7 protein-coding genes and 1 tRNA gene are annotated in these 13,259 nt (G+C 67.7%); all 8 read right to left on the bottom strand.

From position 1 onward, the window contains the following. Positions 1-69: 69 nt before the first annotated feature. The 8 genes from AC1DGD_RS08730 to AC1DGD_RS08765 all read right to left on the bottom strand — a co-directional run bounded on the left by AC1DGD_RS08730 (position 70) and on the right by AC1DGD_RS08765 (position 13,111). A complete protein-coding gene (locus tag AC1DGD_RS08730; RefSeq protein ID WP_476856547.1) occupies positions 70-2,811 on the bottom strand; it encodes a LuxR C-terminal-related transcriptional regulator in 2,742 nt (913 codons plus the stop codon). Between the two features lie 284 nt (positions 2,812-3,095). Further along, on the bottom strand, positions 3,096-5,849 hold the full coding sequence (locus AC1DGD_RS08735) for a LuxR C-terminal-related transcriptional regulator (RefSeq protein ID WP_476856548.1): 2,754 nt from the start codon (positions 5,847-5,849) through the stop codon (positions 3,096-3,098). Further along, positions 5,827-8,571: a helix-turn-helix transcriptional regulator gene (locus tag AC1DGD_RS08740; RefSeq protein WP_476856549.1), complete on the bottom strand. Its 2,745-nt coding sequence runs from the start codon at positions 8,569-8,571 to the stop codon at positions 5,827-5,829. Before AC1DGD_RS08740 ends, AC1DGD_RS08735 begins: the two co-directional genes overlap by 23 nt. Before the next feature lie 240 nt (positions 8,572-8,811). Continuing rightward, the gene (pth, locus tag AC1DGD_RS08745; protein ID WP_476856550.1) at positions 8,812-9,399 is read right to left on the bottom strand and encodes an aminoacyl-tRNA hydrolase; all 588 of its coding nucleotides are present in this window, start codon (positions 9,397-9,399) and stop codon (positions 8,812-8,814) included. Between the two features lie 207 nt (positions 9,400-9,606). Then, positions 9,607-10,206, bottom strand: coding sequence for a 50S ribosomal protein L25/general stress protein Ctc (locus AC1DGD_RS08750; RefSeq protein WP_028276489.1), 600 nt, complete (start codon positions 10,204-10,206; stop codon positions 9,607-9,609). 277 nt (positions 10,207-10,483) lie between these two features. Further along, entirely contained in the window at positions 10,484-11,464 is a 981-nt protein-coding gene (locus AC1DGD_RS08755; RefSeq protein ID WP_018774662.1) for a ribose-phosphate diphosphokinase, read from the bottom strand. A gap of 5 nt (positions 11,465-11,469) precedes the next feature. After that, positions 11,470-12,996: a bifunctional UDP-N-acetylglucosamine diphosphorylase/glucosamine-1-phosphate N-acetyltransferase GlmU gene (glmU, locus tag AC1DGD_RS08760; protein WP_476856551.1), complete on the bottom strand. Its 1,527-nt coding sequence runs from the start codon at positions 12,994-12,996 to the stop codon at positions 11,470-11,472. Between the two features lie 43 nt (positions 12,997-13,039). Further along, positions 13,040-13,111 (bottom strand) — tRNA-Gln (locus tag AC1DGD_RS08765). Positions 13,112-13,259: the final 148 nt, after the last annotated feature.

Below are 13,259 nucleotides of genomic sequence, written 5' to 3' on the forward strand. Positions count from 1 at the left end.
CCGGTTCTTCCTGCCAGTTTCTGCCCGTCTTGAATAGCCGTCCGGGTTGCCGCCTGCAGTCTGCCGGGCTCAGCCGAGCCTGGCGCTGTCTGCCGGAGTCGAGATGACATCTTTGAGTTCCGATCGGCTGGCGACGTGCAGCTTCGAATACACCTGATAGAGGTGTCCCTCCACAGTGCGGACGGATACGTGCATCTGTTCCGCGATCTTGCGGTTGGACGTACCGGCAGCGGCCCGGACCGCCACTTCACATTCCCTCGCCGTCAGGGTTGAGGTTGTAAGCGACCGCAGCCCGTTCTTCGGACTGCCGAACTTGTCATCGAGAGACTGCTGCGCCCGCTGGGCGATCCGCAGCGCGATGCGGTTGCCGGCGTCGTTCGCGCAGCCGACGGCTTTCCGCACCGCGTCCCGGGCGAACACGGTGTTGCCGCATGCCTCAGCTTCCTTGGATGCTGCCAGTAACTGCTCGCTGTCAGCCTCGCGCATGCCTTCGGCCAGCCGCGAGCACAGGGCCGCAAATTGTCCGGTCACCCTCCCGCTCAGGCTGCCGAGCTTCTGGCCCGTCTGGCGGTCTCCCAGCCGGGCCGCGGCGGACTGGAACAGGAGCGCGGGGGCCAGTGCTGACGTTTCGGCGTCGTTGCCCGCTTCGGCCGAGAGCGCACGGATGGACATTGCCCTCTGGCCGAGCTCGGCCTGGGCCGACAGTTCGAAATAGCGTGTGAGCCGTTCCACCAGCCAGGCCGCGGGCGGCCGGGCCTGGGCAAGATCGTCCAGTAGCAGGCCGGCCATTTCCTCTTCGCCCTGGAGTGCGGCGGCATAGGCACACACGGCCGCGGCCAGGCCGCCCAAAGCGTCGGGGTCCTGCGCCCGGAGCTGCCACCGGCCCGCCTGGAGCCGGGACAAGGCGTCGTCGAGGTGTCCGGCATGCAGGTCCATGACGCCGTGCCCGATCTCAAACATCCCGCCCAGCCTGGTCTGGGGCTCTGCGCCGCTGTACGTCTCCTCAAGATAGACGGACGTTTCCCTGAACTTGCCGGAGAGCAAAAGGAGGAGGAGGAACCTGCCCCTGATCTCACGAACCGCATGGTCCGGGAGCTGCACGCCGGCTGTGGCCGCCAGGATCTGCTTTCCGAGGGCGAGCGCCCGCACCACGTTGCCGGTGACGGCCAGGGCCTCGCTGCGCACGCTGGCGGTCAGGATCCTTGGTTCGCTGCCCAGGTCCCCCGCGTCCACGCCGTCGGTTATGGCCAGGACTTCGTCGTAGCGTCCACGGAAAGCGGCGAGCCCAGCCTCCGCCAGGCGCAGCCGCTCCCGGGCTGCAACGGCAACTGAACTCTGTGCGGCGGGCTCGGCAGCCAGCCGCTCGGCGAACTCCTGTATCCGGGCTTCGGGGTCGGCGCCCGGGGCGGTGCTGCGTTTGTCCAGTTCCACGCGCAGCAGCTGCAAAGCGGTCCACTCGGTCAGGGGAAGCTTGGCGCACGCGCCGTCATCCAGTGCCTCCAGAACCCGGCGTGCGGAGTCCTCGTTGTTCACCGAGATGTGGGCATTGACTGTTTCGATGGCCATCAGGGCAGCGGGTTCGCTTCCTTCGACCTCCTGGACAAATCGCAAGGCGGCCGCGTGGTCGGATGCACCGTTCGCGGCGCGTGCGGCGGCCAGGGCGACCTGGGAGCTCACCTCGTCCCCGCAATCCAGCGCCCAGGCGACGCCGGCCGAGCCGCCGGTGTCCAGCGCGTCCGATTCCTGGAGAACGGCCGTGAGCCGGCGGCGGAGTTCGGCGCTGCGCCCGGGCGGGACCACGTTGGCGACAATTCCGGCGGTCACCGGATTGGCGATGCTGACCATCGGCGGATGGTCATGGGTGACCCGGATCAGGGCCCGCTCCTGGAGCGCGTCCATATCCTGCGGGTTGGCGATGAGCATGAGGGTCTGCAGCGGGACTGCCCCGGCGAGTGCCAGCAGTTCAAAGACGTCGCGCTGGCCGTTGCCGAGCCGGTTGAGGCGTGCCTTCACGACGTCCCGGATCTCTCCGGTCAAGGCGATGGGGCCGTTGCCCAGGAACCATACACCGTCCTGGCGGATCACTGTGCCCAGCTTGATCTGCTCCCGGGCCAGGGAATGGAGGAACAAGGCATTGCCCCCGCTCGCACTCCAAAGCGCCCGGGCAGCGGTCAGGGAGAACCGGCCGCCGTATTCGTGGTGCAACGTTGTTGCCGTCTCTGCGAAGTCGAACGGTCCGAGGTCCACCCGTCGGAGCAGGTCATCCTTCCACAGGCCCATGATGTCCCCGCCAATGTGCGGCATGTCAACGCACGCCGCCAGCAACGTGACATGGGACCCGGCGCTCAACTGGGCCACCATCATGCTGGAGAGCTCGTCGAGGTCATGGGCGTTGTCCACGAAGAGGACGATTCGCCGGCCTTCGGATTTGTTGTGGAGCAGCTGGGTCAGTCCGCGCAACACCATCAGCGGGTGCTCGAGGTGGGAGGCGTCGAGGTCGTTGAGCAGGACGCTCAAGGCCCCGTAGGGAAGCTTGGAGGATATGGAGCTGCCCCTGACCTGGACTACCAGGTACTCGTCGCCGAGCTGCTCCAGGGCGCGCTGGGCGATAAAGGACTTGCCGGCCCCGTGGTCGCCCACGAGCACGATGCCGCAGCCGGAACCCGACGTCAGGGTCTCAACGATGTCGGCAACGACCTCCTGGCGGGTGAAGGGTCTGTCCTTACTGCGGCCATGACCGTTTCTTTGCGCCGGAAACACTATTTCTGTCTGGCCGCTGCCCGTTGGCAAGCCGGCGTCTTGCTGGAACATATGAGAGACCTTCGCAATCAAAGTGTGAGCGGTGATACCTCAACGGTAGGGACTACGCGTATTTTCGGTATGCGTAAGTAGTACTCGATTACCTAGCGAGTATTCCGCCCGCTCTACGTAGCTGTACTCAGTTGGACCGGCGCTGCCGCAAGGCCCAAACCAAGTAGTCGCCATCCCGCCGCACGTGTCCGGCGCCGGTAGCGGCCCGGACACCGGGGAAGCAGCCCCGCCACGGCCGGCCGGCCGGCGGACACGGACCCACGCGGCCTCTCCCTTGCTTGCCGCTAGTGCCCGACGATACCGGGAAGCTGCTCACGGCCCTTGACGTTGAGCTTCGCGTAGCTGCGGTAGAGATGGCCTTCAACCGTGCGCACGGACACCTGGAGCTCTGCGGCAATCTGCCGGTCAGTGAGGCCGCGTACCGCCAGCGCCACAATGTCGCGCTCGCGGCGGGTCAGTATGCCGAGCGAGTCATCGTTCTTGGCCGCTTCGTCGCCGGGAAGGTCATCGGCCCGGTCCAGGCACCGCTTCCGCTGGGAATTGGCCATGCGCTCCCTGAGGGTGTCGCCCGCGGCCCGGTAGGCGTGCGCCGCGGCGTCGTAGGCGAGGGCGGCAAAGGCCCACAATTCCGCCGCTTCGCAGGCTTTCGCGGCCTCAAGGAGGTCTGCGGCGTTGTCCGCGCTGATGGCTGCGGCGTAGGCGCAGATCGCGGCGGGCCTTGGCCCCTCGAGCCCGGCCCGGAGTTCGAGCAGCCTCGGCGCCGAGTCCGTGTCCCCCAGGGCCAGGCAGAAGGCCAGCGCGTCGAGTTCGAGCCCGGCGGTGTCCACTTCCGGGTAAGGTCGGCCGAGCCGCTTCAGTTCCGCGATGGCACCCGGGTAGTTCCCGAGCCGGGCCTTTCCATAGACCACGGCCATCGCGGCCAGCGAGCGCATGTACCGCGGCAGGGCCGCGGGTGCTGCCTCGAAGTCGGCGAGGAGTAGCTCCGCCTTCGTCTGGGCACCGACTTCGGCGGCTGCCGCGAAGGCCATGGCCGCCGTGAGCGCGAACAGCTGCTGGGGGTCGGTCAACCGCAGCGCTTCGAGCGCGGCACTTAGCGTGTTCAGGGCCTGGGCGGCCTTGCCCTGGTAGAGCAGAATGATGCCGTGCGCCGCGTGCACTCCCCCGCCGAAGGAAATCAGGTTGGGCCCGGATCCGGCGACGAAGCCGGTCAGGAGGCTTTCCGCCCCCTGCCAGTCGCCGGAGTGGATTGCGGCGGCCGCCGATCGGACGACGAGGAAGTCGGTGAGGAAGTAGAGCTCATCGTGATCGGCCCCGGCGGCCTCGATGGCCCGGGTCATCGCGGCGAGGGCGCTCAGTCCCTTGCCGCCGGCAAGGAGCCGCTCCGCGTCGAGGCAGAGCCGGAACGCCTGTACGAGGGTGTTCGAGTGTGGGGTGTTCGAGGGTGGGGTGTTCGAGTGTGGGGTGCCGGCAGCCGCGTCCTCGCCGGACGCCGCCGCGGCCGGGGCTGCCGCGTACTCGCCCGCCAGCGCCAGGACCATGGCTTCCAGAATCTCCAGCCGCTCTTCCGTGGCACGGTGAATGGCTTCGGCGTCGTCGGGCCGGGCCGCGGCGAGGCGTTCGGCGGCGCGTCGGAGCACCTGTGCCCGCTTGATGATCTCTGCCGGTGTGTGGCCCAGCGCTGACATCGTTGCGGCCCACAGGAGGGATCCGGCCAGGAGCCCGGGGATGCTGTTTCCCTGCCCGAAATCGGCGTCGAGGATGTCCCGGGCCGCCATGTAGTCGGAGGCGTTGTAGCGGGTCCGTGCTATCACGGCGCGGGCCGCCATCTGCAGTTCCGGATCCTTGACGAGGACGGCAGCCTTGCGGGCGAGCTCGTCCTCGTAAAGCCGGCTCGCCAGCACGGCCGCCCTCAGGAGCTGCCGGTCCTCGACCTCCGCGCCGCATTCGATCGACCAGCTCACTTGCCGCAGCAGTCCCTCGGCAGACGTCGGCTCGCTGTCCATCTTGCGCAGCAGGCTTTGCCGAAGTTGCAGGCTCCTGGCCGGTGAAATCAGGTTCCGCAAGGTGTCGCCGTACACGGTATGCCACAGCCGCAGCTCACCCGTCCCGGTGTCCGTGACCCGGATCAGTTCGCTGTCGATCAGTGATCCCACGGCCTCTTCGCCGGCCACCGACTCGATCAGTTCCCGGGACACGGGTTCGGCCAGCGCCACGAGGTTCAGGGCCTGCCGTTCTTCCGGCGAGCGCAGCAGCAACTGGCGGCGCACGACGTCGGTCAGCCGGTCACCGTGGCTGTTCAGGTGCCGGGTGAACAACCAGACACCGTTGCGCCGCAGCAGCGTCCCGTCGTTCCTGGCGTCGTCCAGGAGCCCGTTGAGGAGCATCGGGTTGCCGCCGGAGGCCTCCCAGAGGATCTCGGCGACGTTTGGCAGCACTTGCGAGCCGAGCTCGCCCTCCAGCATCTCTGTGGTCTGCGCGAGGGTGAGCGGGCGCAGGTCGTGCCGCTCGGCGATGCCTTCAAACCAGAGCTGCAGGAGCGGTTCCGGCAGTCCGGGCCGGGCCGCCGCGCCCACAAGCAGTTTCGCCCAGCCGGCCGCCGCCAGCTCCGCGAGGATTCCGGCCGTCGCCTCGTCGAGATCGTGTGCGTCGTCAACGACCAGCAGGAGGGGCTTCTGGGTGGCCCGCTTCTGCTCTTCCAGATGCGCCCACAGCGTCCTCAGCACGGCCAGCTGCGATGTTGCTTCCTGGACCGGCAGTCCGACGATGAAGGGACCCAGGACACCGTAGGGCACCTTGGTCAGCGACGCGCTGCCGTGGATCGGCACCGGCGTCACCTCGGGGCCCAGTTCCCCGACGACGGCATCGATGAGCCTTGATTTGCCCATCCCGCTGTCGCCGAGGACGAACACGGCCACATGGCTGCCGCCCTGGAGGGCTTCCACTGCAGACATCAAATCTTCCGACCTCCCGGTCAAGGCGCGGGCCGGCGCCGTGCCGGGGTTTCCCGCCGGCCCCTTAGATGAGTCCAAGCAGATCACTTCGCGAAGAAACGCCGAGCTTCGTGAACACCTGGTACAAGTGGCCCTCCACGGTCCTGACGGAAATGCCCACTTCCAGGGCGATGTCCTTGTTGGAGACCCCGTTCCCGGCCAGGGTGGCGATTTGCCGCTCCCGGTCTGTCAGCAGCGGGCCCTTGTTGCGCGGCATGACGGGCAGCGCCGGTACGGACTCCGAGAGGCTCTCCAGCATGCTGTAGGCGGCGTTGGCGCTGGCGGTCAGCCCGGCGCCCTTCGCGAAGTCGAATGCGAGCGCGGCGCACCGGGCCTGGACGGCGTCCAGTTCGAGGCCCGCGGCCTGCCCGGCGGCTTCGAGCATGATCGCGGCGTCCTTCTTCCGGCTGCCGACGGCGACCGTCCGGGACAGCTCGGCCAGCGGCCCCTGCCGCAGCCCGGCGATTTCCTCCATGAAAAGAAAATCCTTGACGGTGCCGTTGACGGTGGCCCCGAGCATGCAGATGCCGGCCAGGGTGTAGCGGCCCTTCCGGAAATGCTCCTCCGCGGTCCGTATCAGCCGGTCCTTGGCTTCGGGGTCACCGAGCCACCGCGACGCCATATCCATGCAGAACTCGGTGGAACTGCCGACCGTGAAGCGGGCAGGGCCGTCAGCCGAGCGGGCCCGGTCCAGGTAGATCGTGGCCTGGACCGAGTTGCCGGTCTGGGCGTAGGCAAAAGCAGTAGCGGCGTAGGCCTGGCGCAGGGACTGCAGGCTCGCCCGGACCTCCAGCTGGGCGATCGCGGCCAGCAACGGATCCAGAGCCATGTACCCGCGGCCGGCATAGACATAGGCGAGTCCGACGGCGAGGTCCGTTGCGGCGCTGCCGGAATGCAGCCCGTGCCCGGCCCGGCCGCTCGCGTCCTTGAGCATGTCGATGGCTTGGCGCCACAGGCCCGAGAGGAGCAGCACGTTGAAAGAGCGCCAGGCGAAGTTTTCCCGGATGCGCGGCACGTTGGACCACTCGCCCAGCTGTCCGCCGATTTCCCGCATGAGTTTGCGGGCGTCGAGTTCGTGGCCGGTCATGGACCAGGCCTCCATCAGGATGATGGCCGACCTGAGCCGGTGCACGGGATCGGCGCCGGGCACGTCCGTGGTGGCCGCGGTGGTAAGCCGCTGCATCATGGGCTGGAAATCCCCGATGAAAGAGAAATAGTTGAACTCGCACAGATCCAGGCAGAGCCCCGCCCGGGCAAGCGCCGCAGGGGCGGGGGACGGCTCGTCCAGGCTCAGGTCCTGGAGCCGTACCCTGGCCTGCCCAAGCAGTTCGGGGACCTGGCCGGAGCGGTCGTCCAGCCACGCCATGCAGTCAGCCTTCGCCGCGATGAATTCGGCAAAGTTCTCGGCCGCAAGGCCGTTGACCTGCCGTTCGGAGACGTCGTCCAGCGCGGACATGGCCTGCAGCGGCAGGCCGAGCTGGAGGTAGGCAGCCGATTTCTGGAGCTGCCCTTCGGCCCATTCAGGGTCCGAGGGAGAGAGGCTGCCGGCGCATTTAAGGGCAAATTTCGGGTCGAAGAGCTTGACGGCGGCACTGGCAGCCGCGACGGCGTGGGCGGGGGCCAGCTGGGCGTGGCAGTCGTGGGTCCACGCCGCGTAGGCCAGCAGGTCTTCGACTGTCAGTTCGTCCAGTTCATGTTCCTGGTGTCCGGGGACCTTGTCCCGGAGCTCCAGCCGGCGCTCCACACTGAGCCAGTTGCGGACAATGTCGCCGAGGTAGCGGTCGCCCAGTGTAACGAGGTGCCGGTCCGCGCGGTCGACCACGATCTGGCCGGCCTCTTCCATGTCGGCGATGACACCGGGGCTGTACATCCTGGCGAGCCGGGACAGGGGCAGGGTCCGGGCGCAGGAGAGGACGTCGATGACCTCCCGGGCCTCGGGTGTTTCCCTGGCATACCTGGCCCGGACGATATCCTCCAGCGCCGTGCGGCCATCCAGCACAACCTCATCGAGCAGTGTCCACACGGATCCGGACAGGACCAGGTTTCCGCGTTCGATTTGTTCGGAGACGACGGCCTGCAGGAGCGTGGGGCTGCCGCCGACCAGCTGGTGCAGCTGGCTTGCCAGGGCGGTCGAGACCCGATGGCCCAAAGCTGACTGCAGGACCTCCAGCGTCTCGAGCTCGGTCAGGTTGGCGAGCCGGACCTCGGCGAGCTGGCCGGAAGTGATGAGCCAGTAGAAATCGGGCGGAAGGTCAGTGGTGCGCTGGGCCGTTGCGATCAACCGGGCGGTCCGGGTCTGGAGCAGGTTGAGCAGGACCCCGGTGCTGAGTTCATCGAGGGCGCCGGCGTTGTCGAGCAGGATCACGCACTGGCGGCCGGCGGCGTCGTCGCGGATCAGCGAGGTAATGCCGTGCAGGATGGCGGTCGGCGAGCCCAGGGAACTCTGCGGGAGCCGCGCAAGGGTGAAGGCGAGGCAGCCGTACGGCGTTGCCGAACCCGGCCCCGAACTGCGGAGCTGGATGGTGTACACCTCGGGGCCGAAGCCCGCGAGGGCGGTCCGGCCGACAAGCGTTTTGCCCACGCCGCGGTCGCCGGTGATGACGACGCCCATCCGGTCCTGGGCAAGCAGTTCCTGGCGGACACGCTCGGCATCAGCGTTCCGCGCCAAACCGGACCAGCCGTGTCTCGCGACCTGGCCGGCAGCATGTTCTTCTTCGGCGGGTGCCAATGTAGTGGAAACATTCCCCCAGCCCAGCGAATCCCTCGACATGTAGTTTCCTTCGTACCGCTTTGCAGACAGCAACCCCGGACTGCCCACTTAGAAGTAGCGTATCCCTATCCCCCGACGTGAGAGTAGACAGATCATAGCTGGAATGCGGAAAGCTTGGAAAGGAAACACGCAATCGGCATGCAACTTAGTCGCCGCCCGCCTGCCGCCGGCCCGGGCCGGCCCGCGGTCGGGGCGTTTCGGCTGCGTGCTGTTTTGCCTGCGTTTTACGTCCGGGAGGGGCTACGTCGCCTTGGCGGGGTGGAACTTTTGTTGGGCGGCGGTGAGGCCGTCCCGGACCAGGACTTCGACGGCGTCGGCAGCTGAGTCGATGAGGAAGGCCAGTTCTTTTTTCTCCGGCGCGGAAAAGTCACGCAGGACAAAGTCCGCGGTCTCCATCCGTCCGGGCGGACGCCCGACGCCGACCCGCACGCGCAGGTAGTCCTTGGTGGCCAGGGCCTTGGAGATGTCGCGCAGTCCGTTGTGGCCGCCTTCGCCGCCGCCGATCTTGAGCCGCACGGTGTCGAAGGGGATGTCGATCTCGTCATGGACGGCAATGACGTGGGCCGGATCGATGCCGTAGAACTGGGCCAGGGCAGACACCGGGCCGCCGGAGACGTTCATGTATGACAGCGGCTTGGCCAGCACGATCCGGGGTCCGCCGATGCCCAGGCGCCCTTCGAGGACCTGGGCACGCGATTTGTGCGATTTGAAGCCACCGCCGACGCGCGAGGCGAGTTCGTCCAGGACCATCTGGCCGACGTTGTGCCGGTTGTGGCTGTACTCGGATCCGGGGTTGCCAAGGCCTACGATCAGCCAGGTGTCGGTCATGGGTCAGTCCTTCGGTGGGACGCAGCCGGGGGCGCGGCCAGTGGGGCGGGTCAGGTGGGGCGGGTCAAGTGGGTCGGGGCAGGTGGGTCGGGGCAGGTGGGTCGGGGCAGGCAGCCGGCTACGGGGCGCGTACGGCGCGGGATACGGCATCAGAGACGACGGCGGCCGGGCCCCTGAGGGACCCGGCCGCCGTCTAATTCAACGGAATTACTCGGCTGCTGCTTCGGCTGACGGTGCGGCTGCTTCGCCCTCTTCGCCCTCTTCGACGTTTTCGGTGGCCTCGGAGATGTTGACGACGAGCGCTTCGGGGTCGGCCAGCAGGGTGGAACCCTTCGGCAGGACGAGGTCGGAAGCGTGGATGTGCTCGCCGGCGCTACGGCCTTCGATGCTGACCTCGATGGCGGTCGGCAGGTGGGTTGCCTCGGCCTCGACGGAAACGACCGTCATTTCCAGGTTGTGGACGTTGCCCGGGGCCAGCTCTCCGCTGAGGTGAACGGGCACGTCAACGGTGACCTTCTCGCCGGTGCGGACGGTCAGCAGGTCGAGGTGCTCGATGATCTGCTTGATCGGGTTGCGCTGGATGTCCTTGACGAGGGCCAGGTGCTGCTCGCCGTCGATGTCCAGGGTCAGCAGGGCGTTGGCGGTGCGGACGGCCAGGGTGGTGGCCTTCGCCGGCAGGGTGATGTGGATCGGCTCGGCACCGTGGCCGTAGATGACGGCCGGGATCAGGTTGGCCATGCGGGCGCGGCGGGCGAAGCCCTTGCCGAATTCGGTGCGGACTTCTGCTGCGAGCTTCTGCTCAGACATGGATATCTCCTCGTGGGATTTCAAGCTGTGGGACTAAACGGTGTTCAGCAAGGGCGGAGGTCTGTTTACGACCTTCAACGCCGGGCTGCCGTGCGGCTGCCCTTCAGAAGGAGATTCAGACCCAGTCGATTACGGAGACCAGCAGTCCGGGTTCCGATTAATTTCCCGTCAATAAGGAATTCAATACAGAATGCCGGCGCTCTCCCTCGCCAAGGTTTCGGTACAAGGCTACCAGCGGAGGGACCGGTTTCTGAAACCGGGCCCTCCGCCGGCCGGCTTAGGCCTGGCCGTCGAACAGGCTGGTGACGGAGCCGTCGTCGAACACTTCACGGATGGCGCGGGCGATCAGCGGCGCGATGGAGAGCACGGTCAGCTGCGGGAAGCGCTTGTCCGCGGTGATCGGCAGCGTGTTGGTGACCACCACTTCGCGGGCGCCGGACTCGGAGAGCCGGCGGGCCGCCGGATCGGAGAACACGGCATGGGTCGCGGCGATGATGACATCCTTGGCGCCGGCGTTCTTGAGCACCTGGACGGCGCCGGAGATGGTTCCGCCGGTATCGATCATGTCGTCGATCAGGACGCAGGTGCGGCCTTCAATCTGGCCCACGACCGTCTTAGAGACGGCCTGGTTGGGCACGGTGAGGTCACGGCTCTTGTGCACGAACGCCAGCGGCGCGCCGCCGAGGCGCTCGGCCCACTGCTCGGCCACGCGGACGCGGCCGGTGTCCGGCGAGACGACCGTGACCTTGTCCGAGCCGACCCGGGTGCGGATGTAGTCGGCCAGGAGCGGAATGGCCATCAGGTGGTCCACGGGGCCGTCGAAGAAGCCCTGGATCTGGGAAGTGTGCAGGTCCACACTCATAATGCGGTCGGCGCCGGCGGTCTTGTACAGATCGGCGACGAGGCGTGCCGAGATCGGCTCGCGGCCACGGCCCTTCTTGTCCTGCCGGGCGTAGGGGTAGAACGGGGACACCACAGTGATGCGCTTGGCGGAGGCCCGCTTGAGCGAATCGATCATGATCAGCTGTTCCATGAGCCAGTTGTTCAACGGGGCCGGGTGGGCCTGGATCACGAAGGCGTCGGTGCCTCGGACGCTCTCGCCGGCCCGCACGTAGATCTCGCCGTTGGCGAAGTCGTAGGCGTCCAGGGGCAGCAGCTCGGTGCCGAGCTCCTTCGCGATCTCCTTCGCCAGCTCAGGGTGCGCGCGCCCCGCGGCCAGCACCAGCTTCTTCTCGCCGTGTGCCGTAATTTCGCTCATGATTGCTAGCCCTCTTCTGTCGGTGCCGGAGTAGTGGAGGATGTTGGGGCGGCGCCCGCGGCGGAATCCACCGCGGCAGCGGATTCGGCCAGGGCGGACTCGGCCAGGCCGGCGGAAACGGAACCGGGGCGGTTGGCCGCAACCCAGCCGTCCGAGTTCCGCTGCTTGGCCAGGGTGACGGCGAGGGCGCCGGCCGGGACGTCCTTGCGGATGATCGCCCCGGCGCCGCTGTAGGCGCCGTCGCCCACGCGCACGGGGGCCACGAACACGGTGTTCGAACCGGTGCGCACACCCGAGCCGATCACCGTACGGTGCTTCTTCTCGCCGTCGTAGTTGGCCGTGATGTTGCCGCAGCCGATGTTGGTGTCCTCGCCGATCTCCGCGTCCCCGGCGTAGCCGAGATGGGACAGCTTCGAGCCGCGGCCGATCGTGACGTTCTTGGTTTCGTAGAACGCGCCGATCTTGCCGGTCTCGCCCAGGACGGTGCCCGGGCGCAGGTAGGTGAAGGGGCCGACGCTGGCGCGCGCCCCGATCGTGGAGCCGGAGCCATGGGTGCGGATCACCGTGGCGCCCTCCCCCACCGTGACGTCGGTCAACGTGGTGTCCGGGCCGACGACGGCGTCGCGAGCCACCGTGGTGCTGCCGTGCAGCTGGGTGTTGGGCAGGAGCCGGACGTCCTCGTCGAGCGTCACCGTGGCGTCGATCCAGGTCGTGGCGGGATCCACGACGGTCACCCCGGCGCGCATCCAAGCTTCGAGGGTGCGGCGGTTGAGTTCAGCGCCGAGCGCCGAGAGCTGGACGCGGTCGTTGGCGCCCTCCACCTGCCAGCGGTCGTCGGTGACGACGGCGGCGACGCGGCCGCCCGCGGTGCGGGCCAGGGCCAGGACATCGGTGAGGTACTTTTCGCCTTGGGCGTTGTCCGTGGTGACGTGGACCAGCGCGTCGCGCAGGACGGCGGCGTCGAAGGCGTAGATGCCGGAGTTAACCTCACGGATTTCGCGTTCGGCGCTGGTGGCGTCCTTGTGTTCGCGGATTCCCGTGACGGTTCCGTCTTCTGCGCGGAGGATGCGACCGTAGCCGGTGGCGTCCTCGAGCACGGCGGTGAGGACGGTGACGGCGTTGCCCTCGGCCTCGTGGGCGGCGACGAGCTCGCCGAGCAGGCCACCGGTGAGCAGCGGGACGTCGCCGTACGTGACCACGACCGTTCCGCCCAGCGGGCCTTGGGGGTCGAGGGTGTCGAGCGCTTCCAGTGCCGCCTCGACCGCGCGGCCGGTGCCGGGCACATCGTCCTGGTCCACAATCAGGGCTTTCGGATCGAGGCCGGAGACGTGGGCGGCCACGAGGTCGCGTTCATGCCGGACCACCAGGGCCAGCTCGCGGGGGCTGATACTGCGGGCCGCCTGGAGCGCGTGGCCGACCAGCGAGCGGCCGCCGATCTCATGGAGAATTTTGGGGGTACGGGATTTCATCCGGGTACCGGCCCCTGCAGCTAGGACGATCACGGCGGCCGGGCCAGTATTCTCGGGGCTCACGTATTGGCTCTCCTTGCTTGGTTGCGCGGTGTGTCTCGCCAAGTTCCGCCCATAGGACTCGAACCTATACTCCACGGCTCCAAAGGCCGGGGTGCTGCCATTACACCAGAGCGGACCGTGCCCAGGCTTGACCTGTGGCACGAGAATCAATTCTGCCACGAAGGTTGATGCTCGTGCGACTCAGGGCCGCGGAAGGAGCGGGCAGGCGCGGGTGGGCGGTGCGGCCGGCGCCACGGGACATGCCCATTCCTGGTCCGCGCGGC

The sequence above is a fragment of the Arthrobacter sp. 05T45 genome (assembly GCF_056395875.1).

Coding starts and splice junctions, on each gene's coding strand:
- AC1DGD_RS08730 (WP_476856547.1), bottom strand. CDS start 2,811: ATGTTCCAGCAAGACGCCGGCTTGCCAACGGGCAGCGGCCAGACAGAA.
- AC1DGD_RS08740 (WP_476856549.1), bottom strand. CDS start 8,571: ATGTCGAGGGATTCGCTGGGCTGGGGGAATGTTTCCACTACATTGGCA.
- pth (WP_476856550.1), bottom strand. CDS start 9,399: ATGACCGACACCTGGCTGATCGTAGGCCTTGGCAACCCCGGATCCGAG.
- AC1DGD_RS08750 (WP_028276489.1), bottom strand. CDS start 10,206: ATGTCTGAGCAGAAGCTCGCAGCAGAAGTCCGCACCGAATTCGGCAAG.
- AC1DGD_RS08755 (WP_018774662.1), bottom strand. CDS start 11,464: ATGAGCGAAATTACGGCACACGGCGAGAAGAAGCTGGTGCTGGCCGCG.